Origin of the sequence: Afipia felis ATCC 53690, assembly GCF_000314735.2 — a bacterium.
Classification (GTDB): Bacteria; Pseudomonadota; Alphaproteobacteria; order Rhizobiales; family Xanthobacteraceae; genus Afipia; species Afipia felis.
Window position 1 is genome coordinate 3,367,223 of record NZ_KB375270.1, and the last position, 23,884, is coordinate 3,391,106.

Below are 23,884 nucleotides of genomic sequence, written 5' to 3' on the forward strand. Positions count from 1 at the left end.
GCGGACTATTCCGCTGGCTGGAGCGCAGCTCGCTGTTTCGGCGGCGCGATCCAGAACATCGCCGGCCGCTTGAACAGGAAGCCGAGGCGGGTATCGCGCAGCGCCCACCAGATCAGCAGCGAGCCGATTACCCCGACAGTGGTGACGATCAGCGAGATCCATCCTGTGTCGGTGACGAGATGGGTTTTCAGCAGCAGCGTACGGGTCGAGGCCATCGGCAGGAAGAAAGCTAGGTAGATCACGATCGAATGCTCGCCGCAGTAGCGGATTGCGTCGATCCATTTCATGCGGGCGAGCAGCGTGGCGATGGTGATGACGGCGCATGCGCCCGCGATGCCGAGCGCCAGCGAGATCGCCGGCCATTCGCTCATGCCGACATAGACCAGCGTGGCGTTCATCAACGCCCATGCGCCGAGGCCCGCGAGCGCGAATCCCGGATTGCGCCGCACGGTTTCCGCCAGTGTGAACACGTGTTTCGAGAACAAATAGCCCGAATAGAAATAGACGAAGCGCGATGCGAATTCATCGATCGTGGTCCAGCCGGTATTGAGGTGCGAGGATTCCAGCAATGCGGCGGTGATCCAGATCGCCCACGCCGGGACGCGCAGCGTCGCCTTGGTGACGATGAAGAACACCGGCAGCAGATAGATGAACCACAGCGTGCCGAACGGATCGATGAACGTCTCCAGATACATCAGGCCGACATGCGACCAGCCTCCGCCTTCGGCTGCGAAATGCGGCGCCTTGAAGCCGAACTGGATCGCGGTCCAGAGCAGATAGAAATAGAAGAAGTGCACCACCTTGCGGTCGAGGTAGGTGCGCCAGTCGCGATTGATGACGAGCGGAAGGAACAGGCCCGAGATCAGGAAGAAATCCGGCATGCGAAAGGGTTTCGCGAAAGCTACGACCAGATGCATGAAACCGGTCTCGCCCGCCGCGGCCTCTACGCCGAGCGTCGAGTGCATCATCACCACCATGACGATGCAGATGCCCTTGGCGTAATCGACCCAGTCGACGCGCTCTGCGCTCAAACGAGGTGTCGCGGCTGTCTCGTTTTTAGCCACCATCGTCCCATATCCGCTATGCTGGCGGCACATTCGCGGGCCCCAGCTTTCATTCCGGTGTATTCATTCAAATGTCATGCCGGATTGCTCTTTAGGTTTGCGGCATGGGTTTTCTCTCCTTGCCAAAACCGCTAAGAGGCGAAGGAATTTGGCAGGCGGCCGTTAACCATGAGGCGGGTTGAGCAATGCGGATAACGATGATCGGGACTGGCTATGTCGGACTTGTTTCCGGGGCCTGTTTCGCAGATTTCGGCCATCGCGTGACCTGCGTTGACACTGACGCCGCCAAGATCGCGGCACTTCATCGCGGCGAGATGCCGATCTTCGAACCCGGCCTCGATCAACTTGTCGAAGCTTCCGTGAAAGCGGGCCGCCTCGATTTCCAGACCGATCTTGCAGGCCCCGTCGGCGAGGCGGATGCAGTCTTCATCGCGGTCGGGACGCCCTCGCGGCGCGGCGACGGGCACGCCGATCTCAGCTACGTCTACGCGGCGGCGCGCGAGATCGCGGGCGCGTTGAAGGGTTTCACTGTTGTTGTCACCAAGTCGACGGTGCCTGTGGGCACCGGCGACGAGGTCGAGCGCATTATCCGCGAAACCAATCCGAACGCGGACGTAGCGGTTGCCTCGAACCCGGAATTTCTGCGCGAAGGCGCGGCGATCCGCGACTTCAAGCATCCCGACCGCATTGTGGTCGGCGCGGAAGACGAACGTGCGCGCAAGGCGATGGGTGAGGTCTACCGGCCGCTCTACCTCAACCAGGCGCCGATCATGTACACGGCGCGGCGCACGGCCGAGCTCATCAAGTACGCGGCAAATGCGTTTCTCGCGACCAAGATCACCTTCATCAATGAGATCGCGGACCTATCGGAGAAGGTTGGTGCCGACGTGCAGGAAGTCGCGCGCGGTATCGGTCTCGACAACCGCATCGGCTCGAAGTTTCTCAACGCCGGGCCGGGCTTCGGTGGCTCCTGTTTCCCGAAGGACACCCGCGCGCTGGTGAAGACCGCGCTCGATCATGACGTGCCGCTGCGTATCGTCGAGGCCGTGCTCGCGGTGAACGACAACCGCAAGCGCGCGATGGCGCGCAAGGTCGCCGCCGCAGTGGGCGGCAGCCTGCGTGGCAAGACCGTGGCGGTACTCGGCCTCACCTTCAAGCCGGAGACCGACGACATGCGCGAGGCGCCGTCGATCCCGCTGGTGACGGGCCTGCTTGATCTCGGCGCGCGCGTCCGCGCCTATGATCCGATCGGCATGGAGCTCGCGAAGCACGAACTGCCGGACATCGGCTACGCCACGGATCCTTACGATTGCGCCAAGGGCGCCGACGCACTGGTGATCGTCACCGAATGGGTGCAATTCCGCGCGCTCGATCTGGTGCGCTTGAAGCAGGAGATGGCGCGGCCGGTGATCGTCGACCTGCGCAACATCTACCGTCGCGACGAGATGAAAGAGCTCGGCTTCATCTATGAGAGCGTGGGGCGGGGGCCGTAATTCGCTTCGGGGCATTGCGAGGACCCCTTGCGATGAAGCAATCCAACCTATCTTGCTGTTCCGGATTGCTTCGCTTCGCTCGCAATGACGGCTATGTATTGTAGTCGATATGATCTTCACCACGCCTCTTCCCATCGATGCTGTTCTCGCGGACCTCGCGGCGACGCTCGCGCGCGACAACACCGCCGTGCTGGTCGCGCCGCCCGGTGCAGGCAAGACCACGCGCGTGCCTTTGGCGCTGCTCGATGCGCCGTGGATCGGCGAGGGCAAGATCATCGTGCTGGAGCCGCGCCGGATCGCAGCGCGCGCCGCCGCTGAGCGGATGGCGCACACGCTGGGCGAAAAGGTCGGCGAGCGCGTCGGCTATCGGGTTCGCTTCGGCTCGAAGATTTCGCGCAGGACCAAGATCGAAGTGGTGACCGAAGGCATCTTCACCCGCCAGATTCTCGACGATCCTGAACTGAAAGGCGTCGCGGCCGTCCTGTTCGACGAATTCCACGAGCGCTCGCTCGATGCCGATCTCGGCCTTGCGCTTGCGCGCGATGCGCAGAGTGGCCTGCGCGAGGATCTGCGCATTCTGGTGATGTCGGCGACGCTCGACGGCGCGCGGGTGGCGAATCTGCTTGGCGATGCACCGGTGGTGGAAAGCGAGGGACGTGCTTTTCCGGTCGAAACGCGTTATCTCGGCCGCAAGGTCGATGCGCCTGTCGAGCGGCAGATGGCGGATGCGATTGCATCCGCATTGCGCGCGGATTCCGGTTCGGTGCTGGCGTTTCTGCCGGGCGCTGCTGAAATCCGCCGCACGCAGACTTTTCTGGCCGAGCGCGTCAGCGATCCGAATATCGAGATTGTGCCGCTGTTCGGCGCGCTCGACGCGGCCGTGCAAGATCGCGCCATCGCGCCTGCGCCCAAGGGCATGCGCAAGGTGGTGCTCGCGACATCCATTGCGGAAACCTCGCTCACCATCGAAGGCGTGCGGATCGTGGTCGATTCCGGCCTCGCGCGTGTGCCGCGCTACGAGCCGGACATCGCCCTGACGCGGCTGGAGACCGTGCGTGCCTCGCGTGCCGCAGTCGATCAGCGCCGCGGCCGTGCCGGACGCACCGAGCCGGGTGTCTGTTACCGGCTATGGGATGAGCCGCAGACGGCGTCGTTCGAGGCGTTCACGCGGCCGGAAATTTTGTCCGCCGATCTGTCGCCGCTGGTGCTCGATCTCGCGCATTGGGGCGTAAGCGATCCGGCGACGTTGGCGTTTCTCGATCCCCCGCCGCCGGTCGCGCTTAAGGAGGCGGCCGCATTGTTGCGCGAACTCGATGCGCTCGATGCCGATGGGCGCATTACAGCGGAAGGCAAGGCGCTACGTGCGTTGGCACTGCCGCCGCGGCTTGCGCGCATGATCGTCGATGCCAGTCGAATGGGTGCGGCCGAAGAGGCCGCGCAGATCGCCGCGATCCTCACCGAGCGCGGGCTTGGTGGCGACAGCGTCGATCTTGATGTGCGGCTGGAAAATTTTGCCCGTGACCGCTCGCCGCGTGGACAAAGCGCGCGGCAACTCGCGCAGCGATGGGTCGCGCAGGTGAAAGAGCGCGCCGCGAAAATCGACGGTGCTGCGGATAACGGGCTCTCGACCGGCGCGATCCTTGCGCTTGCCTTCCCCGATCGCGTCGCGCGCAATCGCGGCAAGGCAAGTTTCACGCTGGCGAACGGACGCGGTGCGTCGGTTGATCCCGCCTCGGCGCTGGCGAAGGCGTCCTATATTGCGGTCGCGGAATTGACAGGCACCGCCGCCAGCGGGCGCATCCTGCTCGCCGCGCCAATCACGCAAGGCGAGATCGAGTCGCGCTTTGCGGATCATATTATTGTCGAAGACGAAACGAGCTTCGACAAATCCGCGATGGCGCTGCGCGCACGCCGGCGCAAGCGGTTGCACGCGATCACGCTGTCGGAGCAGAATTTGCCCGTGATGCCATCGGCGCAGACCGCGCAAGTCCTTGCCGATGGTCTCGCCGCAGCAGGTCTCGACCGCCTGCCATGGTCGAAGCCGCTGAAGCAATGGCGCGACCGCGTCATGTTCCTGCGCGCGACCGCGCCCGATGCGTGGCCCGATCTGTCCGATGCCGCGCTCGCGGCAAGCCGCGCCGAATGGCTCGTGCCTGCATTGATGGACAAGACCTCGCTGTCCGATTTCTCCGCGGGCGATCTGTCGGACGCGGTGATGGCGCTGCTGCCGTGGGACAAGCGCGCGCAGCTCGAGCGCGAGGCCCCGACCCATTTCACCGCGCCGACCGGCACGTCGCTGCCGATCGACTATGAAGCGGAGCAGGGCCCCACCATTGCCGTCCGGCTGCAGGAATTGTTCGGCTTGAATGTCCACCCTGCGATCGCGAATGGAAGGCTGCCGCTGGTGGTGGAGTTGTTGTCGCCCGCGCATCGGCCGGTACAAGTGACGCGCGACCTGCCAGGTTTCTGGCGCGGCTCCTACGCGGCCGTGCGTGCCGATCTGCGCGGGCGCTATCCACGCCATCCCTGGCCGGAGGACCCGGCTGTGGCGGAACCGACGCGCCGGGTGAAGCCGCGTGGAACCTGAACAGCGCGGTACCGGCTTCGAAAATTAAGACTTTGCTTACCCTATTCGTTGAAACAAGACGGGAGCCTGCCGCGAGGGGACGCTTTCGTTAACCCCTTCTGGCAGGGAGTCGGCCGGCCCGAATCGGCGTGAAGCGGATTTGGCGGGCAATGTCGTTGAAAGGCGTTGGCGAATGCGTACCGTCCTGATCGTTGCGGTCATCATGGCCGCTTCCGGCAGTTACCTGGCCAAGGTCGCCGAGCGGCTGGATTTTCCGCTGCCCGCGAAAGCCGACGCCCAGTCCCAGACGATGAACGCCTATGCCGCGATGCCTGATGCGCAGGCGGGCGTGCGCCGGGTGTCGCTGCGCTCCGACCGCAGCGGGCATTTCCGCACCGAAGCGCGGGTCGATGGCCGTGATCTCGATTTTCTCGTCGATACCGGCGCAACCGTGATTGCGCTGACGCAGAAGGATGCCGAGCGGATCGGCATCCGTCCGTTTCTCAGCGAATACACCACCAACGTGAATACGGCGAATGGTCCGGCAAAGGCCGCTCGTACCCGCATCGGTCGCATCGATATCGGTGGGGTGGTGGTGCGCGACGTCGATGCGCTGGTGATGCCGGAAGGCGCACTGCAGCAGAACCTGCTCGGCATGACTTATCTGTCGAAGCTCAAGCGGTTCGAATACAGCAGCGGCAGCCTCGTGCTGGAGCAGTAACCGCGCGACGGTTTATGTTCGTCGAAACACCACGCTAAGATTGTTTGCCGGCATCGGCATCACCTCCGGCCCTGAAAATCCTGCCTCGCGCGCGAGTGCTGCGACCTCGTCCAGATGGCGAAGTCCCCATTGCGGGTTGCGTGATTTCAGATCGGCATCGAACGCCTCGTTGCTCTCGGCGGTGACGACATCCTTCTGCCGGTAAGGCCCATAGAGATAGATCGCCGCGCCGTGCGGCAAAATGCGTCCGGCATTGCGCATCAGCGCCTGCGTCGCTTCCCACGGCGAGATGTGGATCATGTTGATGCACAGGATCGCGTCGGCCTGTGCAATCGGCCATGGTTCGTGCAGCACGTCGATTGCGAGCGGCGGGCGGATATTGGAAAGCTTCATCTCCGCCGTCCATGCGGCAATGCTGAGACGCGCAGCGTCTTCCGGATCGGAGGGCTGGAACGTCAGGCCGGGCAGGGCGCTCGCAAAATGCACGACATGCTCGCCCGAGCCGCTCGCGATTTCCAGCACCAGTCCCGAAGGCGGCAACACGCTGCGCAGCACCTCAAGGATGGCGTCTCGGTTGCGCTGGGTGGCGGGGTATTGCAGTCGATGGCTGGTCATAGGAGAAAAATGCGTTAGACATCTGTTCGGAGTATGGCTGTCAAACTGCCGCAATTCATTCCTAAAAGCTACGTCCCGCCTTTTCTCAGGCCGTCGCACTCGCTATGGCTTGCCACCGTTCTTTCCACGAGGCCTTTTCATGTTTCCGAAGCCGAAAGCTGAGCTGAAGCCCAACACCTATGCCTACGAGTCCGAGCCGATGGTGAAGGCCACCGGCTTCCGCGAATACGACGCGCGCTGGCTGTTCGGCAAAGAGATCAACCTGATGGGCATTCAGGCGCTCGGCATGGGGCTCGGGACCATGATCGGCGAGATGGGTGTGAAGCAGGAGATCGTGGTTGGGCACGACTTCCGCGGCTATTCGGCCTCGATCAAATACGCGCTGATCTCGGGTTTGCTGGCGGCGGGTTGCAAGGTGCATGACATCGGGCTCGCGGTGACGCCGATGGCGTATTTCGCGCAGTTCGATCTCGACGTGCCCTGTGTGGCGATGGTCACGGCCTCCCACAACGACAATGGCTGGACTGGTGTGAAGATGGGCGCGAACCGTCCGCTCACCTTCGGTCCCGACGAGATGACGCGGCTGAAGGAGATCGTGCTCAACGCCGCGTTCAAGCCGAAGCCGGCGGGCGGCTACCAATTTCATGAAAACTTCCCGGCGCGCTATATCGCCGATCTCACCAACCGCAAGCCGTTCTCGCGCCGCATCCGCGCGGTGGTCGCCTGTGGTAACGGCACCGCGGGTGCGTTCGCGCCGCAGGTGCTGGAAAAGCTCGGCGTCGATGTTATCCCGCTCGATGTCGAACTCGATCACACCTTCCCGAAGTACAATCCGAATCCGGAAGACATGGAGATGCTGCACGCGATTCGCGATGCGGTGCTCGCCAACAAAGCGGACGTCGGTTTGGGTTTCGATGGTGACGGTGACCGCTGTGGCGTTGTCGATGACACTGGCGAGGAAATTTTTGCGGACAAGGTCGGCGTGATGCTCGCGCGCGACATGTCGGCGATCCACAAGAATGCGCAGTTCGTCGTCGATGTGAAATCGACCGGCTTGTTCGTGACGGATCCCGTGCTGCAGAAGCAAGGTGTCCACGCGAGCTACTGGAAGACCGGCCATTCCTACATGAAGCGGCGCACGCACGAGCTCGGCGCGCTGGCCGGTTTCGAGAAGTCCGGCCACTTCTTCTTCAACCCGCCAGTCGGTCGCGGTTACGACGACGGTCTCGTCTCGGCGATCGCGATCTGCGAGATGCTCGAGCGTGCGGGCAACAAGAAGATGTCCGACCTGAAGAACGCTCTGCCGAAAACCTGGTCGTCGCCGACCATGTCGCCGCATTGCGCGGACGAAGCCAAGTACGGCATCGTCGCCGATGTGGTGAAGCATTTCGAAGCGGCTCAGGCGAAAGGCGACAAGGTTGCCGGTCAGCCGATCCGCGATCTCGTCACCGTCAACGGCGTGCGTGTCACCTGCGAGGACGGAAGCTGGGGGCTCATTCGCGCTTCATCGAACAAGCCCGAGCTTGTCGTCGTGGTTGAAAGTCCGGTTTCCGAGCAGCGCATGCGCGACATGTTCGAGGCGATGGATTCCGTGCTGCGCACCCACCCCGAAGTCGGCGAGTACAATCAGAAAATCTGATTGCCGCTTACTGAGGTTTCTCGACGATCAGCTTCTCGAACTCGCGTTCGGCCTGCGTGACGTGATGCTCCTTGTGGCGCAGCCGGAAGAAGCGCCGCGATGGCAGCGGGATTTTCAGTTCGGTCAACGCACCTGAATTCAGCAGGTTCGCGACCACGATGCGCGAGATGACAGTCGCGCCGGCGCCGGCGACGACGGCGGCGCGCACCGATTCGTTCGACGGCAGTTCGAGACCGATGGCGATATCGTTGCGGGCGATGCCGAGCCCGGCGAGAACCGTCTCAAGCACATGGCGCGTGCCTGAGCCTGGCTCGCGAACGACCCATTTCCCATCCTTGAGTTGTTCGGCGGTCGGCTTCTTCATCGCTGCCCATGGGTGAGTGGCGGCGACCACCAGCGCAAGCTCATCGTTCGCAACATTGGTGATAGACAGGCCTGTATCTTCGACATCGCCTTCGATGAAGCCGAGATCGGCAAGCCCGCTATGCACCCATGCCGTGACCTGTTCGGTGTTGCCGATCTTCAGCGTCACGTTGATACCGGGATAGCGCTGACGGTAACGGTGGATCAACGGCGGCAGCCAGTAATTGCCGACGGTCTGGCTCGCCGCGAGCGACAGCGAACCACGGGTGAGGCCGGTGAGATCGGCGAGCAGGGCTTCGGCGGCGGCGGCGCGCGCCAGAACCGCGCGCGCCTCAATGACGAATTGCCGCCCCGCATCGGTCAGCTTGATGCTGCGGCCGATGCGGTCGAACAGCTTGATCGCATAACGGTCTTCAAGTGCTGCGATGGCAGCACTTGTCGCCGACTGGGTGAGATTGAGAACGCCGGCGGCACGAGTCATATGCTCCTGTTCCGCGACCGCAACGAAGATACGAAGCTGCTCCAGCGTCATTCATGGTCCTAAGTCGTCAGCTTGATCAGCATCAGGCTGAACAAGGAAATGAAAATCGATGCCGCCGCGCCGACTGCCAGCGGGCGAAGCCCCTTAGCGTACAGCTTGCCGATATCGGTTTCGAGCCCCATCGCGGCGAGCGCCATGGTCAGCAGGAAGGTCGTAACCGATACAATCACGGACTTGGCTTCCGGAGGTATCGTGATGATGCTGTTGAGGGCAATCATCGCAATGAAGCCGAGCACGAACCACGGCATCGGTGGGCGCGCACTGGAGGTGCCGCTGCTGCGGCGGGCCGCGGCCACGCCGAGCGCGATGACCAGTGGTGCCAGCAGTGTCACGCGCGACAGCTTGGCGATGGTGCCGAACTCGCCGGCCTGACGGCCTTCCTGGAAGGCTGCCGCCACCACCTGGGCGATCTCATGGATGGAAGAGCCTGCCCACAGGCCGTAGGCGCGCGGATCGAGATGCAGCAGGGTGCCGAGTGTTGGATAGGCGAACATAGCGATCGAGCCGAACACCGTGACGCATGCGACGGCGTAGGCGACATCCTCGTCATGCGCGTCGGTGACAGTGTTGGTCGCGATCACGGCCGATGCGCCGCAGACTGAGGTGCCCGCGCCGATCAACTGGGCGAGCTTGGGGTCGATGCCCATCATGCGGCCGAACCAGCCCGTGAAAAGGAAAGTTGCAGCCAGCGTCACCGCAATGATGCCGATGCCGGTTGCGCCGACTTCGCCAATCTGCGTCGCCGTGAGCTGCAGGCCGAGCATGATGATTGCGAAGCGCAGGACCCGCCGCAGCGAAAAAGTCACGCCTGGCTTGGCGCTCACAGGCGTCCCGACGACGTTATGGAAGATCATGCCAAGCAGGATCGCGATGATCAGCGGGCTGAAGGTCGAGACAACGGGCAGGAGGTGCACGCCATAGGCGGCGCAGGCGACCAGCGTCGTCAGGAACAGGCCGGGCCAGATCCCGGTGATTTGAAAACGGGCGGCGGGGCGTGACTTCTCCTCGTCGGCGGCGGTGTAGGTGATGGTGGACATTGGCCGAACTCCTTGAATACGGCCACTGATCGCAAGTAACGATCAATCGTTCAAACTCATTATATATGTATTTTTAACATATAAAATCGATTATTCGGAATAAATGATGGAGCGCGCGCAAAAGAAAACGCGCCGCTGATGAGGCGGCGCGTTTTCGCTAGGAATTGCGGGCTTGTTATCAGGCCGGATTCAAGGCCGGGACGGGCAGGGCCGTCACAGATTTGATCTTTTCCATCGCGAAGCGCGAGGTGACGTTCTTTAACGCCACGGCGCTGATGAGCTTCTTGTAGAACACGTCGTAGCTCTGCATGTCGGCGACGACAACGCGCAGCATGTAATCGACGTCGCCCGCCATCCGGTAGAATTCCATCACTTCGGGCATGGCCTTCACGGCACCGGCGAATTTCTTCAGCCACGCGTCGGAATGGTCGCCGCTCTCCACCGAGACAAAGACAGTGATGCCGAGGCCGATCTTGTTCTGATCGACGAGCGCCACGCGGCGCAGGATGATGCCTTCGGCTTCGAGCCGCTGGATGCGCTTCCAGCAGGGCGTAGACGACAGGCCGACCCGGTCGCCGATTTCGGCAACGGAGAGAGAGGCATCGTCCTGCAGCACGGTCAGGATCTTGCGGTCGATGGCATCAAGCCGGCGAGGTGTATCGAGCGCGGCAGGTGCGAGGTCGGCGTCTGACATTGGAAACATTCTTCTAATGAAGTGGGATATGAAAACTTCATATAGAAGAATATTCTAAATCACAAGTCCAGAATCCGGAATATTCCGTCAGGCGAAGTGCGGGATGGCTGATTTGGTCAAAAACTCTTCCACTTCAACGCGTTGAGGCGAGCCGAAGGCCCCACCATGCCGGGTGCATTTCAGCGCTGCGGCGGCGGCGGAAAAGCGCACCGCGGCTTCAAGGGGTTGGCCTTCCGCGATCGCTATGGTGAAGGCGCCGTGGAACACGTCGCCCGCACCCAGCGTATCCACCGCTGCGATCGGGAAGGCCGCCATGTGGCGAACGTTGCCGTCTTCGAGCCAGGTCATCCCGCCCGCGCCATTGGTGACCCCGACGAACGCCGGTGTCAGTGCTGCGATTGTCCGCAGCGCGGCGATGCCGTCCTCGGCGCCTGTGGCCGCGTGCAGAGCCTCGGCGGAAAACACGATGTGTGTGGAAGCTTGCAGGAGAGGCTCGTCCAGCGGCATCGCGCGGTCGGCGTCGAGGATAACCGGAATGCCGCGCCGCTTGGCTTCGAAGCAGAGGTCGCGCACGAAAACACAACGGTTCTCGGTCAGGACCGCCTCGCAATCCTTCAGCAGTTCGTTGGTGTCCGGCAGCGTGACGTCCCACATTTTCGGATCGCGATAGGTGACGATGGTCCGCTCGCCGGTGTGGTCGATCATGATGTTGGAGATCGGCGTCACGAGACCCGGCATCTGCACCATAGCGCTGCCGTCGATGCCTTCGCGCGCGAGATCCTCGAAAATCTGTTCGGCGGCTTTCTCGCCGACATGGCCCATGGGGCCCGACATCAGGACGCGGCCGCCCAGGCGCGCGATGGCGATGGAGGCGTTCAGCGCATTGCCGCCGCTATATTCGGTGAAATGCGTGGCGCGCATCTTGTTGCCCCGCGCGGGAATACTCTCGACGCGAAACACCAGATCGCGCACAGGCATGCCGACACAGAGAATGTTCGGGGCGACCGGTCGAGGCTGTGCAGTCATATGGGTTCCCCCAAATCAGGCAAGACGGCTCAAGGAAAACAGCGGGAACGCCTGCTGGGTTCCAGCATGCTGAATGCCATCTCGCCAAAGCGCGTGGTTCAGGTGATCCAGATTTTCTCGCGCAGCGCCTGCGTAAATCTTACGGCCTCCGCCGGATCGTAAGGCGCGGCCGCCACCAAGCCCCAGACCGGTCGCGGCCACGCGGCGTCGCTGGTCCGGCGCGCGATGATGTGGACATGCAGTTGCGGCACGACATTCCCGAGCGCGGCGACATTGAGCTTGTCCGGCTTGGTGATCTCCTTCAGCGCACGCGAGACACGATTGATCTCGGTGGTGAGTTGCGCCTGTTCGACCTCATTGAGATCGATCAGGTCGGAAGCCCCTGCACGGCGCGGCACCAGCAGCAGCCACGGGTAGTTGGAATCCTTGATGATGAGGAGGCGAGACAGCGGCAGGTCGCCGACTTCAAGCGTGTCCTTTGCGAGTTGGTGGTGAAGCGACCACGATGACGACATGCGGGCCTCGAAATTGATTCTGCAATGTGACCACTCTATCAGGCGGAAGCGCGGACGTGGGGAACCCTGTATCCGTCGGAATGCGCATCCGGTGCCTCCCTGAGTGTGTCCTGGCGTCCGTGTAAAGCGGTAAAACGGCCGATGCCTTGCTTGCTTTCCCTTCGGTTTGGCCCCAAATAGGCGTCGGGAGATTGGCGGTGGACGAGCCACTCGCCAACCGGGTCAGGTCCGGAAGGAAGCAGCCCTAACGAGGTCCGGATCGGGTCGCTCGTCAGTCTCCTACCTCTTTTCATGCCGGGGCCGGCGCGATGCTGGTCGACTGCCCGCCGTTTCGCGTGGCAGAGCGGCGCGCCCGATGAACCAATGCGGATCGTTCGATGCCCGATTCCGACCTCCCAGGCCTGAGTGCGGGCGATCAAGCGGGCCTTGGCCTCGCCGATACGGGAGCGGCTGGGACCGCAAGCGCATCCGGCTACCGCGTTCTGGCGCGCAAATATCGTCCTTCGAATTTCAACGATCTGATCGGCCAGGAGGCAATGGTCCGCACCGTTTCGAATGCGTTCGAGACCGGACGCATTCCGCAGGCCTGGATTCTCACCGGGGTGCGCGGCGTCGGCAAGACCACGACCGCGCGCATCCTGGCGCGCGCGCTGAACTACGAACTGCCCGATGGCTCGGTGAAGGGGCCGACCATCGCCATGCCGACGCCCGGCGTCCACTGTCAGGCGATCATGGAGAGCCGTCACATCGACGTGCTCGAAATGGACGCGGCTTCGCACACCGGCATCGACGACGTGCGCCAGATCACCGACGGCGTGCGTTATGCGCCGTCGAGCGCGCGCTACAAGGTCTACATCATCGACGAAGTCCACATGCTGTCGGAGAAGGCGTTCAACGCCTTCCTCAAGACGCTGGAGGAGCCGCCGGAGCACGCCAAGTTCGTGTTCGCGACCACTGAAATTCGCAAAGTGCCGGTGACGGTGCTGTCGCGCTGCCAGCGCTTCGATCTGCGCCGTGTCGATGCCGACGTGCTGATGTCCCATCTCGGCAACATCGTAACGCGCGAAGGCGTCGAGGCGGAGCCCGAGGCGCTGGGGCTGATCGCGCGCGCGGCCGAAGGCTCGGTGCGCGATTCGCTGTCGCTGCTCGATCAGGCGATCGCGCATGCGGCGGGTCTCGTGCGTGCCGAAGATGTGCGGCAGATGCTCGGCCTCGCCGATCGCACGCGCGTAATCGATCTGTTCGAACATCTTGCCAAGGGCGACATCGCCAGCGCCTTTGCCGAATTCCGCGAACAGTACGACACCGGCGCCGATCCGGTCGTGGTGCTGAGCGATCTCGCCGAATTCGTGAATTTCGTCACACGCGTGAAGGTGGTGCCCGCGACGGCGGATAACGTCGCGCTCGGCGAAGCGGAACGCACGCGCGGCCGCGAGTTCGCCACCAAGCTCTCGATGCGCGTGCTGTCGCGGATGTGGCAGATGCTGCTCAAGGGCATTGCTGAAGTGCAGAATGCCACGCGCCCACAGGCCGCCGCCGAAATGGTGCTGGTCCGCATCGCCTATGTCGCGGACCTGCCGACGCCGGATGAAGCGATCAAGATGATCGGTGAGGGCGGAGGTGCACCGGCTGCGTCGTCGGCTGTTTCCAGCGGGGGTGCTGCGCCTCGCTCGCTTGTGCCATCCGCGCTAGCTGATCGGAACGCGGCGCCGCGTGGAATTGTATCGCCTGTGATGGGCTTAGCTGGTGCACGCACGGGCAACGAGACAATGGCTCGGCAGCAACCGCGACCCGTGGAAGTCGCAGCGACGCAGGCGGCACCGACATTGCGGCTGTCGAGTTACCCCGAAATCGTCGCGCTCGCCAGCGAGAAACGTGATATTGCGCTCAAGGCCGCGCTGGAGGCTGACCTGCGGTTGGTGCGCATGGAAGACGGCAGGCTCGAGATTGCACTCGAGCGCAGCGCCGCGCGCTCGGTGGTCAACGATCTGCAGCGCAAGCTTGAACAATGGACCGGCCGCCGCTGGGCGGTGATCGTCTCCAACGAGGAAGGCCAGCCGACGCTGCGCGCGCAGGCGCGGGAGCAAAAGGATAAACTGACCGAGGACGTACAGGCTGATCCGCGCGTGCAGGCGGTGATGGCGGCGTTCCCTGGCACCCAGGTGGTTGATGTGCGGCGTCTCGCGCCGGAGCCGCCGCCGGCGGTCATGCCCATCGAGGACGACGCCGATGGTGACGATGATGATCTCTGAGATTGTGAGAAGGACAATGAATGGCTGATTTTCTCGGCATGATGAAGCAGGCCGCCCAGCTTCAGTCGAAAATGAAGGAAATGCAGGAGCAGCTCGATCTGATCGAGGTCGAGGGCTCGGCTGGGGGCAACATGGTCACCGTGCGCATGACCGCGAAGATGGAACTGAAGTCTGTGTCTATCGATCCCTCGCTGATGAAGGCCGAGGAGCGCGAGGTGCTGGAGGATCTTCTCGTCGCAGCCCAGAACGACGCGCGCCGCAAGGCGGAAGAGGCGATGCAGGAGCGGATGCAAGCCATCACCGGCGGCCTCAACATTCCGGGGTTGGGCCTCGGCTGACATGGCCTCCACGGTTGCCGGACCCGAGATCGAGCGGCTGATCCAGTTGCTGGCGCGGCTGCCGGGCCTTGGCCCGCGTTCGGCGCGGCGTGCGGCGCTGCATCTCATCAAGAAGCGCGAAGCGCTGATGGCACCCCTTACCAGCGCGCTGCAGGTCGCGATCGAGCGCATTCAGGTGTGCAGCACCTGCGGCAATATCGACACGCAGAATCCGTGCACGATCTGCACCGATCCGCGCCGCGATCCGTCGATCATCGTCGTGGTTGCCGATGTCGCCGATCTCTGGGCGCTGGAGCGGGCGCATGCGACGCAGGGCCGTTATCATGTGCTGGGCGCGACATTGTCACCGCTCGATGGCATTGGACCGCAGGATCTCACCATCGACGCGCTGGTGACGCGCGCGCAGGCTTCGGACGTGACGGAGATCATTCTCGCCCTTAATGCCACGGTCGATGGCCAGACCACGGCGCATTACGTCACCGATCTGTTGCAGGACGCCGGCGTCAAGGTGACGCGGCTGGCGCATGGTGTGCCGGTTGGCGGCGAACTCGACTATCTCGATGAGGGCACGCTGTCGGCGGCAATGCGCCAGCGCACGTTGTTCTGACACTCAGGGTTTCATCGGTGCGGTCAACGTCTCGAAGTGTCCGCGCGCCTGCAGCCACGCCAGCAACATGAAGCTCGGCACCGCCACCACCATGCAGATCGCGAAGAACCATGCCCAGCCCGTGGCTGCCGCGACATAGCCCGCACCCGATGACAGGTAGGTGCGGCCGATCGCGGCCAGCGCGGTGAGCAGCGCGTATTGGGTCGCGGTGTGCGCGGGATTGCGGCACAGCGCGGAGAGATAGGCGACGAAGATCACGGTGCCGACAGCGCTGGTGAAATTCTCGGCGGTGATGGCAACCGCCAGGGCATAATGGTTGATGCCGACGAGGGCGAGCCATGAGAACGACAGATTGGCGATGGCTTGCAGCATGCCGCCGATCCACAGGCTTGCGACAAGCGAGTAGCGGCTGGCGAGAAAGCCGCCGGCGAATCCGCCGAGCAGCGTGGCGGCGAGGCCCAATCCTTTCACGATGGCGGCGTAATCGTTGCGGGTGAAGCCGAGATCGATGACGAAGGGCGCCGTCATGGTGCCGGAAAAGGCATCGGTGAACTTGAACAATACCACGAAGGCGAGAATGGCCCACGCATCCTTGTAGCGGGCGAACTCGGTGAATGCGCCTGCTGCGGCGTGGACTATGCGCCCGAATGCGCGCTCGGTACTGGCCTCGGCCTTGCGCGAGGCTTCCGGCTCTGTCGCAAAGAGCGCCGTGACAATACCGATGACGACGAGCGCCGCCATCGCGACATAACCCCACTGCCATGCGGCATGGCGAACGAAGCCCAACGCTTCGAATCCGCTGACAAGAAACAGAGCGCCTGCTGTCGAGAGCAGCATGCCGACGCGATAGGCCGCGACATAGGAGGCCATGCCCGCGGCCTGTTCGTTTTCCGGCAGGCTTTCGACACGGAAGGCGTCGATCACGATGTCCTGCGTCGCGGAGGCCGCCGCGACGAAGAGTGCTGCGAGCGCGACGCCAAGCGGTTTGGTCGGATCGCTCACGGCCAGCAGCACGATCGCGATCATCAGCACCAATTGGGAAAAGATCAGCCACGCCCGCCGCCGCCCGAGCAGGCGGGTCAGGATCGGCACATGCAGCGCATCGACCAGCGGTGCCCAGAAGAACTTGATGGTGTAGGGTGTGCCGACCAGCGCGAACAACCCGATGGTCTTGAGATCGACACCGGCTTCGCGCATCCACACCAGAAGTGTCGAGCCCGACAGCGCCAGCGGCAGGCCGGACGAGAAGCCGAGGAACAGCACGACCAGCACGCGCGGCTGCAGATAGACCGCAAGCGCGTCGCGCCACGAAGCACGGGTGGTAATGGAGGTTTTCTCGACGCTCTCGGGAGATGTCATGGAGAGGTGTTAGCAGATTCGCACGCCTCCCCGGGAGACGGCTGCGGAGCTATTCGCCCGCCTGCAGTTTCCGTGGTTGAGCCGGAAACAGGTCCGGTCCCCGGGCGCTCTCGGAACTGGCGGGAGCCTCTTCGTTCTGGCCGAAATCCAGTTCCTCGATGCGGCCTGCACGCTTCTCGATCTTGTCGGCGGAAATCAGGATCTGGCGGACGTCCTCGTTCACCTGTCCAAAGTGATTTTGCAGTTTCAGCACTCGCTCGCGCAGCCGTGCGAGATCGTCCGACATGGTCATGACCTCGGTGCGGATCTGGCCCGCCGCGTCGCGCATCCGCGCGTCCTTCATGATCTGCTGCATCACTTGAATCGCGAGCATCAAGAGCGAGGGCGACACCAGCACGACGCGAGCGCGATAGGCCTTTTGCACCACGTCATCGAAACCGTCATGAATCTCCGCATAGACGGATTCGGAAGGCACGAACATCAAGGCCGTGTCCTGCGTTTCGCCCGGGACAAGATATTTGTCGGCGATGTCGGCGACGTGCTTCATCACGTCCTGTCGCAGGCGCTGCGAGGCGAACTTGCGCTCGTCGTCGCTTTTGGCCTCGCGCAGAGCCGTCACAGCCTCGAGCGGGAATTTGGCGTCAATGCACAGCGGCCGCTGATCGGGCAGAAACACTACGCAGTCCGGGCGCTTGTTGTTGGTCAGCGTATGCTGGAACGCGAACGAGCCCTTCGGCAGGCCGTCCTGCACGATGGCTTCCATGCGCGCCTGGCCGAACGCGCCACGCGCCTGCTTGTTGGCGAGCACGTCGCGCAGCGTCGTCACCTGCGTGGTGAGGTCGGTGAGGTTCTTGTGCGCGCTGTCGATGATGCCGAGGCGTTCGTGCAGCACGCGCAAACTGTCCATGGTGTTGCGGGTGGTCTGCTCCATCGACTGGCCGACGCGATGCGTCACCGAATCCAGCCGCTCGTTCACCGCACGCGCCATCTCTGCCTGCCGCCCGACGAGCGCCTGTCCCATTTCATGCACGCGGCCCGCGGCTTCGTTCTGGGTACGCAGCACTTCGCTCAAGCGCTCCTCCAGTTCGTCGGCGCGGATCGCCTGTGCCATGGCGAGCGCGGCGTTCTTGCTCCCCGAGCGGGAGATGATGAGGGCGATGATTGCAAGCAGCACAAGCGCCAGCACGCCGAAGGCAAGCAGGGCTGCACCAGTGCGGACGGGGACGTCACCGATGGAAAACAAAATCTCATTCATCGCCGCACTGTAGCGCGATTCGCTGTCGAATAGGAACGAATGGGGAACATTTATGGTTAATAATTCCTTGATGCACCGGTTTTCCGCAGCGGAAAGACAGTTGTTTTGAGGACTCAATCCCCGTTTGACCCCGGCAGGCAGTCCGATTACATCGCGGGCATGGCCATTCGTGAAATCATCAGCATCCCGGACAAGCGCCTGCGCGTTGTTTCCGATCCCGTCGCAAAAATCACGCCCGAGGTGCGCGCCCTCGCCGAAGATATGTTCGAAACCATGTATGACGCGCCGGGCATCGGCCTTGCCGCCATTCAGGTGGCGGTGCCGCTGCGGCTTATCACCATGGACCTTGCTAAGAAGGAAGGTGAGACCGAGCCGCGCGTGTTCATCAACCCGGAAATTCTGTCGAAATCGGACGATCTTTCGGTCTACGAAGAAGGCTGCCTGTCGATCCCTGAATATTACGAGGAAGTCGAGCGGGCAGCATCGGTGCGCGTGCGCTTCATGGACCTCGACGGCAAGGTGCATGAGGAAGATGCGGAAGGGCTTTATGCCACCTGCATCCAGCATGAGATCGACCATCTCAACGGCGTTCTGTTCATCGACTATCTGTCCAAGCTCAAGCGCGACCGCGTGATGAAGAAGTTCACCAAGGCCGCGAAGCTCGCGGCCAAGTAACAGCGAGCACCATGCCGCTTCGTCTGATCTTCATGGGCACGCCGGACTTCGCGGTGCCGACGCTGCGCGCATTGCACGCGCACGGCCATGACATCGCGGCGGTCTATACCCGCGCGGCGAAGCCTGCCGGGCGCGGCATGAAACTGCAGCCGACGCCGGTGGAGCAGGCGGCGCGCGACCTCGGCCTTTCCGTATTGACGCCCTCAACGCTGAAGACGCCGGAAGCGGAAGCCGAGTTTCGCGCCCACAATGCCGCGGCTGCCGTCGTCGTCGCCTACGGCATGATCCTGCCTGCAAACATTCTCGACGCCGTGCCGCGCGGTTGCTTCAACCTGCATGCCTCGCTGCTACCGCGCTGGAGAGGCGCTGCGCCGATCCAGCGCGCAATCATGACCGGCGATGCTGAATCCGGTGCCATGGTCATGAAGATGGATGTCGGTCTTGATACCGGCGACGTCGCGATGACGGATCGCCTGCTCATCACTGACGATATGACGGCGCAGGATCTGCATGACGCGCTGGCGCCGCGCGGCGCCGATCTCATGGTGCGGGCGATTGCCGCGCTGGAGCAGGGCCGTCTCGATCTCACGCCGCAAGATGACGCTGGCGTCACTTATGCCGCCAAGATCGGCAAGGCTGAGGCGAAGATCGACTGGACGAAGCCCGCGCACGAGGTGCTGCGCCACGTCCACGGCCTGTCGCCATTTCCCGGCGCGTGGTTCGAGGTGGACATCGACGGCGCGCCTGTCCGCATCAAGGTGCTTCGTTGCGAACTCGCGCAAGGGGCGGGCAAGCCGGGCGCGTTGCTTGACGACCGGCTGACGATCGCCTGCGGGAGCGGCGCGATCCGTCTTCTTCAGGTGCAGCGCGCGGGCAAGCAGCCGATGACCGCGCCGGATTTCCTGCGCGGCACGCCGCTCGCGCCGCCGCTGAGTGTGGTTTGATGCCGCGCTACAAACTCATCATCGAATATGACGGCACGCCGTTTTGTGGCTGGCAGTATCAGGACAACGGCCCGTCAGTGCAGGGCGCGCTGGAAGATGCCGTGATGGCGATGACCGGTAGCCGCGTGCGTGTTCATGGTGCAGGTCGCACCGATGCCGGCGTGCATGCGCTCGGCCAGGTCGCGCATATTGATCTCGAGAAAACCTATCGCGCCGACCGGGTGCGCGACGCGCTGAACGCGCATCTGCGACCGCATCCCATCGGCGTGCTGTCTGCGGAGATCGTGCCGGAGACGTTCGAGGCGCGGTTCTCGGCAATGAAGCGACACTACATCTATCGCATCAGCAACCGGCGGGCGAACCTCGCGCTCGATGTCGGGCACGCGTGGCGTGTGGCGCGTCTGCTGGACGTGGTGGCGATGCAGGAGGCCGCGCAGGTGCTGATCGGCAAGCACGATTTCACGACGTTCCGCGACACGGAATGTCAGGCGAAGTCAGCGGAGAAGACGCTCGACCAACTCGATGTCGTGCGCGAGGGTGATGCCGTCAATATCGTCACCTCGGCGCGCTCGTTCCTGCACAGTCAGGTGCGCTCGATGGTCGGCTCGCTGGTCTGGGTCGGGCACGGGCGATGGACCGCCGCCGACATGCGGAAAGCGCTCGATGCGCGCGACCGCGCGGCGTGCGGTCCCGTCGCGCCGCCGGATGGTCTGTATCTGGTGAGAGTAGATTACTGAGCGGTCTGCGCGAGCAGCGGCTTCATCGCGTCCCAGAACAGCTCCTCGCCGTCCTTCACATTGTCTTGCCAGTGATCGGCGGCGTTGTCGTCGGCTTCATCGGTGATGAACTTGAATGCGCGCCATGGCAGCGAATGGCGCTGGCAGACATGGGCGATGGCGTAAAGCTCCATGTCGACGATGTCGATGTTATTCTCGACCAGCCACGGGTCAGTTGCGGTGACGAAGCTGTCGCCGGTGCCGCAGATCACGCCGTCCTGTCCCGACGAAAGGCGATCGATCTCCGGCGAGAACGGCGTGCGGCCGCGCGGCGCCAGCGGCATCGCCATCATGTCGCGCTGGATGACGTGCGCGACCTCGACGAGGCCGCTGTGCATCTTGTGAATCTTGCCGGCGGTGCCGTAATTGACGACAAGACGCGGGCGCAGCACCAGCAGCGCGAGCGTCGCGGCGCTTGCCGCGTTGACCTTGCCGACGCCGGTGTAGATCACCTCGATGCCTTCGGGGGCGCGGGCCTTGTCGAGTTCGTCGTCGATGGCGGTGAGAACGAGAATGTTGCCGCTCATGCGCGCGCCCTCACTTGAAGTAGCGATCCAGTACGCCGCGATAGATTTTCGTCAGCGCCTCAAGATCGGCGACCGGTGTGCGTTCGTCGATCTGGTGCATGGTCTGGCCGACGAGGCCGAATTCGAGCACCGGACAATAATGAGTGATGAAGCGCGCGTCCGATGTTCCGCCGCCGGTGTCGAGCTTCGGCGGCCGCTTGGTCACCTCTTCGATGGCGGCGACGACGAGATCGGTGAAGGGGCCGGGTTGCGTCAGGAAGGCGTCGGCGTTCGACGGCTCCCATTCGACGCGTGCGGTGGTGTGGTTGCCGGAGAGCTTTTCGACGCGTCCCTCGATCAGCGCGCGCAGCGCGTCCTGTGTGCGGCAATCGTTGTGGCGGATGTTGAAGCGCGCGCGAGCCTGCGCAGGGATCACGTTCCAGGCCGGGTTGCCGGTGTCGATCGACAGGAATTCGAGATTGGACGGCGGGAAGTGATCGGTCCCTTGATCCAGTGGATCGGCGTTCAATGCGCTGACGAGTGCTGCGATGTCCGGCAGGGGATTATGCGCGCGGTTGGGATAGGCGACATGGCCCTGCTTGCCTTCGACGATCAATGTGCCGGACAGCGATCCGCGCCGCCCGACCTTGATGCAGTCGCCGAGCGCATTGACGTTGCTCGGCTCGCCCAGCACGCAATGATCGAACTTCTCGCCGCGCTTCGCGATCCAGTCGAGCAGCTTCACGGTGCCGTTGACGGCGGGGCCTTCTTCATCGCCGGTGATAAGAAAGGAGATCGAGCCCTTGGGCTTGCCGCCGTTCTCTTGCAGATAATCGAGCACGGCGGCGACCGAGCAGGCGATCGCGCCCTTCATGTCGACCGCGCCGCGGCCATAGAGCACGCCGCCGTCCACCTCGCCCGCGAATGCATTGTGCGACCACGCCTTGTCGTCGCCCGGCGGCACCACGTCGGTGTGGCCAGCGAAGGTAATGTGTGGCGCGGCCGTGCCGATGCGGGCGTAGAGGTTGTCGGTGTCGTCCGCGCCCGGTTCGCTGAAGGTCAGACGGTGGGTTTCGAACCCGGCGCCCTTCAGCAGCTTTTCAAGCACGCCGAGCGCGCCTGCGTCTGCCGGCGTCACCGAAGGGCAGCGCAACAGATCGCGGGCGACGTCGAGCGCCTTGGTCATTTGTCAGTCCCGCAGCAGTTCGTTGATGCTGGTCTTGGAACGGGTCTTCTCGTCGACGCGCTTGACGATCACCGCGCAGTAGAGCGATGGGCCGGGCGAGCCATCCTTCAGCGGCTTGCCGGGCAGCGAGCCCGGCACGACGACGGAATAGGCCGGTACTTCGCCAATGAAGGTTTCACCAGTGGTGCGATCGATAATCTTGGTCGATGCGCCGATGAACACTCCCATCGAGAGCACCGCGCCCTTGCGCACGATGACGCCTTCAGCGACTTCCGAACGCGCGCCGATGAAGCAGTCATCCTCGATGATGACCGGGCCGGCCTGCAGCGGTTCGAGCACGCCGCCGATGCCGACGCCGCCGGAGATGTGGACGTGCTTGCCGATCTGCGCGCACGAGCCGACGGTGGACCACGTGTCGATCATGGTCGCTTCATCGACATAGGCGCCGAGATTGACGAAGGACGGCATCAGCACGACGTTCTTGCCGATGAAGGCCGAGCGACGGACGATCGCGCCGGGAACCGCGCGGAAACCGGCGTCGCGGAAGGCCTGCTCGGAATAGTCCTCGAACTTCGAGGGCACCTTGTCCCACCAGTGCGCACCGCCAGGGCCGCCGGAAATCGGCGCCATGTCGTTGAGGCGGAACGACAGCAGCACGGCCTTCTTCAGCCACTGATTGACCTTCCACTCGCCGTTCGCCTGCGGCTCCGCGACCCGCGCCTCGCCCTTGTCGAGCATATCGAGCGCGAGCTCCACCGCATCGCGCACCTCGCCCTTGGTCGAGGCGTTGACGGTGTCGCGGGCGTCGAAGGCTGTGTTCAGCGTGGTTTCGAGAGCGGAGAGAGACATCGGTTTCCTTGGAAAATCAGTGCGATAAGAATTGTTGCCAACTCGCTTGAATTGCGAGTTTGTTGTAATTCTTTGGCTGAAAACCCTAAGGAGAGCAAGGTACAACTAGATTGCTAGTTGTCATGCCCGCGACGAGTGCGGGCATGACGGGGTTAGTGGTTGCTGAGAGCCGCCAGAAATCCCGTCAGATCTTCGGTGACGTGATCGACGTGTGGGGCGTCGCGGCCCTCCATTTCCCACGCCTCGCGCACGACCTCCTTGGTGCCGTCGGGCACCACCAGCACCGTGGTCATGCCGAGCTCGTGGGGGATGGCGAGGTTACGGGCGAGGTCTTCGAACATCGCCGCGCGCGAGGCGTCGACGTCGTGCAAATCGAGAAAGCGGCGGTAGGTCTGGCGCGCGGGCTTCGGCTCGAACTCCGCCGAGATGATGTCGAACACGCCGTCGAATTCGACGCCGAGCGCGAGCCGTTCCAGCACCTTGTCGGCGTGGGCGACGGAAGCGTTGGTCAGGATCAGCTTGCGGCCGGGCAATTTGGCTAACGCCTGTCCCATCGCGGGGTTCGGCTCGAGCGGCGAATGGTCGATGTCGTGGACGTAAGCGAGGAAATCGTCGGGGCTGACGCCGTGCTCGGTCATCATGCCGCGCATCGTGGTGCCGTAGCGACGATAGTAGTCTTTCTGGATGCGGAACGCTTCCGCAGCCTCGACCTTAAGCTGGTTGGCGACGAAATCGCGAATGCGACCGTCTACCTGCTGCCACAGATTGACGTGGTGCGGATAAAGGGTGTTGTCGAGATCGAACACCCAGGTGTCGATATGGTCGAAGCCGCGTATGTCGGTCATGATATTCTGGAAGCGGCG

Annotated in this window: 23 protein-coding genes and 1 other RNA gene; 11 read left to right on the forward strand and 13 right to left on the reverse strand. The window is 63.2% G+C overall.

Annotation, left to right across the window (positions count from 1 at the left end; all coding sequences use genetic code 11):
• Window positions 1–5 precede the first annotated feature (5 nt).
• Window positions 6–1,067 (reverse strand): acyltransferase family protein, encoded by a 1,062-nt coding sequence (locus HMPREF9697_RS16085; protein ID WP_002718301.1) that lies wholly within the window; start codon window positions 1,065–1,067, stop codon window positions 6–8.
• A 182-nt stretch (window positions 1,068–1,249) separates the two neighbouring features.
• Here HMPREF9697_RS16085 and HMPREF9697_RS16090 point away from each other — a divergent pair, with 182 nt between their 5' ends.
• The 3 genes from HMPREF9697_RS16090 (at window position 1,250) to HMPREF9697_RS16100 (ending at window position 5,844) form a co-directional block, all read left to right on the forward strand.
• On the forward strand, window positions 1,250–2,557 hold the full coding sequence (locus HMPREF9697_RS16090; protein ID WP_002718302.1) for a UDP-glucose dehydrogenase family protein: 1,308 nt from the start codon (window positions 1,250–1,252) through the stop codon (window positions 2,555–2,557).
• 109 nt (window positions 2,558–2,666) lie between these two features.
• Window positions 2,667–5,144, forward strand: a complete 2,478-nt coding sequence (gene hrpB / locus HMPREF9697_RS16095) for an ATP-dependent helicase HrpB (RefSeq protein ID WP_002718303.1) — start codon at window positions 2,667–2,669, stop codon at window positions 5,142–5,144.
• Between the two features lie 172 nt (window positions 5,145–5,316).
• Window positions 5,317–5,844, forward strand: a complete 528-nt coding sequence (locus HMPREF9697_RS16100) for a TIGR02281 family clan AA aspartic protease (protein WP_002718304.1) — start codon at window positions 5,317–5,319, stop codon at window positions 5,842–5,844.
• Window positions 5,845–5,856: 12 nt separating this feature from the next.
• On the opposite strand, the gene HMPREF9697_RS16105 is transcribed toward HMPREF9697_RS16100, so the two are convergent.
• Window positions 5,857–6,459, reverse strand: coding sequence for a DUF938 domain-containing protein (locus HMPREF9697_RS16105; RefSeq protein ID WP_002718305.1), 603 nt, complete (start codon window positions 6,457–6,459; stop codon window positions 5,857–5,859).
• Window positions 6,460–6,598: 139 nt separating this feature from the next.
• Here HMPREF9697_RS16105 and HMPREF9697_RS16110 point away from each other — a divergent pair, with 139 nt between their 5' ends.
• Window positions 6,599–8,098: a phosphomannomutase/phosphoglucomutase gene (locus tag HMPREF9697_RS16110; protein ID WP_002718306.1), complete on the forward strand. Its 1,500-nt coding sequence runs from the start codon at window positions 6,599–6,601 to the stop codon at window positions 8,096–8,098.
• A gap of 7 nt (window positions 8,099–8,105) precedes the next feature.
• Here HMPREF9697_RS16110 and HMPREF9697_RS16115 read toward each other — a convergent pair whose 3' ends face one another.
• The 5 genes from HMPREF9697_RS16115 to HMPREF9697_RS16135 form a co-directional block, all read right to left on the reverse strand.
• Window positions 8,106–8,993: a LysR family transcriptional regulator gene (locus tag HMPREF9697_RS16115; RefSeq protein ID WP_002718307.1), complete on the reverse strand. Its 888-nt coding sequence runs from the start codon at window positions 8,991–8,993 to the stop codon at window positions 8,106–8,108.
• 8 nt (window positions 8,994–9,001) lie between these two features.
• Window positions 9,002–10,039 (reverse strand): YeiH family protein, encoded by a 1,038-nt coding sequence (locus tag HMPREF9697_RS16120; protein WP_002718308.1) that lies wholly within the window; start codon window positions 10,037–10,039, stop codon window positions 9,002–9,004.
• Window positions 10,040–10,217: 178 nt separating this feature from the next.
• Window positions 10,218–10,733: an Lrp/AsnC family transcriptional regulator gene (locus HMPREF9697_RS16125; RefSeq protein WP_002718309.1), complete on the reverse strand. Its 516-nt coding sequence runs from the start codon at window positions 10,731–10,733 to the stop codon at window positions 10,218–10,220.
• An 87-nt stretch (window positions 10,734–10,820) separates the two neighbouring features.
• Window positions 10,821–11,759, reverse strand: coding sequence for a PfkB family carbohydrate kinase (locus HMPREF9697_RS16130; RefSeq protein ID WP_002718310.1), 939 nt, complete (start codon window positions 11,757–11,759; stop codon window positions 10,821–10,823).
• 98 nt (window positions 11,760–11,857) lie between these two features.
• A complete protein-coding gene (locus HMPREF9697_RS16135; protein ID WP_002718311.1) occupies window positions 11,858–12,274 on the reverse strand; it encodes an HIT domain-containing protein in 417 nt (138 codons plus the stop codon).
• 186 nt (window positions 12,275–12,460) lie between these two features.
• On the opposite strand from HMPREF9697_RS16135, the gene ffs reads away from it, so the two are divergent.
• The 4 genes from ffs (at window position 12,461) to recR (ending at window position 15,471) form a co-directional block, all read left to right on the forward strand.
• Window positions 12,461–12,557: signal recognition particle sRNA small type (gene ffs, locus HMPREF9697_RS20590), an RNA gene on the forward strand.
• 94 nt (window positions 12,558–12,651) lie between these two features.
• Window positions 12,652–14,526 (forward strand): DNA polymerase III subunit gamma/tau, encoded by a 1,875-nt coding sequence (locus HMPREF9697_RS16140; protein WP_002718312.1) that lies wholly within the window; start codon window positions 12,652–12,654, stop codon window positions 14,524–14,526.
• A gap of 20 nt (window positions 14,527–14,546) precedes the next feature.
• Window positions 14,547–14,864, forward strand: a complete 318-nt coding sequence (locus HMPREF9697_RS16145) for a YbaB/EbfC family nucleoid-associated protein (RefSeq protein WP_002718313.1) — start codon at window positions 14,547–14,549, stop codon at window positions 14,862–14,864.
• A 1-nt stretch (window position 14,865) separates the two neighbouring features.
• The gene (recR, locus tag HMPREF9697_RS16150) at window positions 14,866–15,471 is read left to right on the forward strand and encodes a recombination mediator RecR (RefSeq protein ID WP_002718314.1); all 606 of its coding nucleotides are present in this window, start codon (window positions 14,866–14,868) and stop codon (window positions 15,469–15,471) included.
• 3 nt (window positions 15,472–15,474) lie between these two features.
• On the opposite strand, the gene HMPREF9697_RS16155 is transcribed toward recR, so the two are convergent.
• Window positions 15,475–16,830, reverse strand: coding sequence for an AmpG family muropeptide MFS transporter (locus HMPREF9697_RS16155; RefSeq protein WP_002718315.1), 1,356 nt, complete (start codon window positions 16,828–16,830; stop codon window positions 15,475–15,477).
• A 49-nt stretch (window positions 16,831–16,879) separates the two neighbouring features.
• The gene (locus HMPREF9697_RS16160) at window positions 16,880–18,085 is read right to left on the reverse strand and encodes a DNA recombination protein RmuC (RefSeq protein WP_002718316.1); all 1,206 of its coding nucleotides are present in this window, start codon (window positions 18,083–18,085) and stop codon (window positions 16,880–16,882) included.
• A 159-nt stretch (window positions 18,086–18,244) separates the two neighbouring features.
• Between HMPREF9697_RS16160 and def the strand changes: the two genes are divergently transcribed.
• From def to truA, 3 genes are read left to right on the forward strand one after another with little or no spacing between them, the layout of a single operon-like run.
• The gene (def, locus tag HMPREF9697_RS16165) at window positions 18,245–18,760 is read left to right on the forward strand and encodes a peptide deformylase (protein WP_040307986.1); all 516 of its coding nucleotides are present in this window, start codon (window positions 18,245–18,247) and stop codon (window positions 18,758–18,760) included.
• Between the two features lie 11 nt (window positions 18,761–18,771).
• Window positions 18,772–19,704: a methionyl-tRNA formyltransferase gene (gene fmt / locus HMPREF9697_RS16170; protein WP_002718318.1), complete on the forward strand. Its 933-nt coding sequence runs from the start codon at window positions 18,772–18,774 to the stop codon at window positions 19,702–19,704.
• On the forward strand, window positions 19,704–20,441 hold the full coding sequence (truA, locus tag HMPREF9697_RS16175) for a tRNA pseudouridine(38-40) synthase TruA (RefSeq protein WP_002718319.1): 738 nt from the start codon (window positions 19,704–19,706) through the stop codon (window positions 20,439–20,441). The genes fmt and truA overlap by 1 nt, the downstream gene beginning before the upstream one ends.
• Here the strand turns inward: truA and HMPREF9697_RS16180 are convergent.
• From HMPREF9697_RS16180 to HMPREF9697_RS16195, 4 genes are all read right to left on the reverse strand, one after another.
• Window positions 20,435–21,007 carry a phosphorylase family protein gene (locus HMPREF9697_RS16180; RefSeq protein WP_002718320.1) on the reverse strand — a complete coding sequence of 191 codons (573 nt, stop codon included), beginning with the start codon at window positions 21,005–21,007 and terminating at the stop codon, window positions 20,435–20,437. The genes truA and HMPREF9697_RS16180 overlap by 7 nt on opposite strands.
• A gap of 10 nt (window positions 21,008–21,017) precedes the next feature.
• The gene (gene dapE, locus HMPREF9697_RS16185) at window positions 21,018–22,172 is read right to left on the reverse strand and encodes a succinyl-diaminopimelate desuccinylase (RefSeq protein ID WP_002718321.1); all 1,155 of its coding nucleotides are present in this window, start codon (window positions 22,170–22,172) and stop codon (window positions 21,018–21,020) included.
• Between the two features lie 3 nt (window positions 22,173–22,175).
• Window positions 22,176–23,021, reverse strand: a complete 846-nt coding sequence (gene dapD / locus HMPREF9697_RS16190; RefSeq protein WP_002718322.1) for a 2,3,4,5-tetrahydropyridine-2,6-dicarboxylate N-succinyltransferase — start codon at window positions 23,019–23,021, stop codon at window positions 22,176–22,178.
• Between the two features lie 152 nt (window positions 23,022–23,173).
• Window positions 23,174–23,866, reverse strand: coding sequence for a pyrimidine 5'-nucleotidase (locus HMPREF9697_RS16195; protein ID WP_002718323.1), 693 nt, complete (start codon window positions 23,864–23,866; stop codon window positions 23,174–23,176).
• Window positions 23,867–23,884 lie beyond the last annotated feature (18 nt).

Excerpts from the sequence above, each read along its gene's own strand:
- HMPREF9697_RS16085 (WP_002718301.1), bottom strand. The coding sequence starts at position 1,067 with ATGGTGGCTAAAAACGAGACAGCCGCGACACCTCGTTTGAGCGCAGAG.
- HMPREF9697_RS16090 (WP_002718302.1), top strand. The coding sequence starts at position 1,250 with ATGCGGATAACGATGATCGGGACTGGCTATGTCGGACTTGTTTCCGGG.
- hrpB (WP_002718303.1), top strand. The coding sequence starts at position 2,667 with ATGATCTTCACCACGCCTCTTCCCATCGATGCTGTTCTCGCGGACCTC.
- HMPREF9697_RS16100 (WP_002718304.1), top strand. The coding sequence starts at position 5,317 with ATGCGTACCGTCCTGATCGTTGCGGTCATCATGGCCGCTTCCGGCAGT.
- HMPREF9697_RS16105 (WP_002718305.1), bottom strand. The coding sequence starts at position 6,459 with ATGACCAGCCATCGACTGCAATACCCCGCCACCCAGCGCAACCGAGAC.
- HMPREF9697_RS16110 (WP_002718306.1), top strand. The coding sequence starts at position 6,599 with ATGTTTCCGAAGCCGAAAGCTGAGCTGAAGCCCAACACCTATGCCTAC.
- HMPREF9697_RS16115 (WP_002718307.1), bottom strand. The coding sequence starts at position 8,993 with ATGACGCTGGAGCAGCTTCGTATCTTCGTTGCGGTCGCGGAACAGGAG.
- HMPREF9697_RS16120 (WP_002718308.1), bottom strand. The coding sequence starts at position 10,039 with ATGTCCACCATCACCTACACCGCCGCCGACGAGGAGAAGTCACGCCCC.
- HMPREF9697_RS16125 (WP_002718309.1), bottom strand. The coding sequence starts at position 10,733 with ATGTCAGACGCCGACCTCGCACCTGCCGCGCTCGATACACCTCGCCGG.
- HMPREF9697_RS16130 (WP_002718310.1), bottom strand. The coding sequence starts at position 11,759 with ATGACTGCACAGCCTCGACCGGTCGCCCCGAACATTCTCTGTGTCGGC.
- HMPREF9697_RS16135 (WP_002718311.1), bottom strand. The coding sequence starts at position 12,274 with ATGTCGTCATCGTGGTCGCTTCACCACCAACTCGCAAAGGACACGCTT.
- HMPREF9697_RS16140 (WP_002718312.1), top strand. The coding sequence starts at position 12,652 with ATGCCCGATTCCGACCTCCCAGGCCTGAGTGCGGGCGATCAAGCGGGC.
- HMPREF9697_RS16145 (WP_002718313.1), top strand. The coding sequence starts at position 14,547 with ATGGCTGATTTTCTCGGCATGATGAAGCAGGCCGCCCAGCTTCAGTCG.
- recR (WP_002718314.1), top strand. The coding sequence starts at position 14,866 with ATGGCCTCCACGGTTGCCGGACCCGAGATCGAGCGGCTGATCCAGTTG.
- HMPREF9697_RS16155 (WP_002718315.1), bottom strand. The coding sequence starts at position 16,830 with ATGACATCTCCCGAGAGCGTCGAGAAAACCTCCATTACCACCCGTGCT.
- HMPREF9697_RS16160 (WP_002718316.1), bottom strand. The coding sequence starts at position 18,085 with ATGAATGAGATTTTGTTTTCCATCGGTGACGTCCCCGTCCGCACTGGT.
- def (WP_040307986.1), top strand. The coding sequence starts at position 18,245 with ATGGCCATTCGTGAAATCATCAGCATCCCGGACAAGCGCCTGCGCGTT.
- fmt (WP_002718318.1), top strand. The coding sequence starts at position 18,772 with ATGCCGCTTCGTCTGATCTTCATGGGCACGCCGGACTTCGCGGTGCCG.
- truA (WP_002718319.1), top strand. The coding sequence starts at position 19,704 with ATGCCGCGCTACAAACTCATCATCGAATATGACGGCACGCCGTTTTGT.
- HMPREF9697_RS16180 (WP_002718320.1), bottom strand. The coding sequence starts at position 21,007 with ATGAGCGGCAACATTCTCGTTCTCACCGCCATCGACGACGAACTCGAC.
- dapE (WP_002718321.1), bottom strand. The coding sequence starts at position 22,172 with ATGACCAAGGCGCTCGACGTCGCCCGCGATCTGTTGCGCTGCCCTTCG.
- dapD (WP_002718322.1), bottom strand. The coding sequence starts at position 23,021 with ATGTCTCTCTCCGCTCTCGAAACCACGCTGAACACAGCCTTCGACGCC.
- HMPREF9697_RS16195 (WP_002718323.1), bottom strand. The coding sequence starts at position 23,866 with ATGACCGACATACGCGGCTTCGACCATATCGACACCTGGGTGTTCGAT.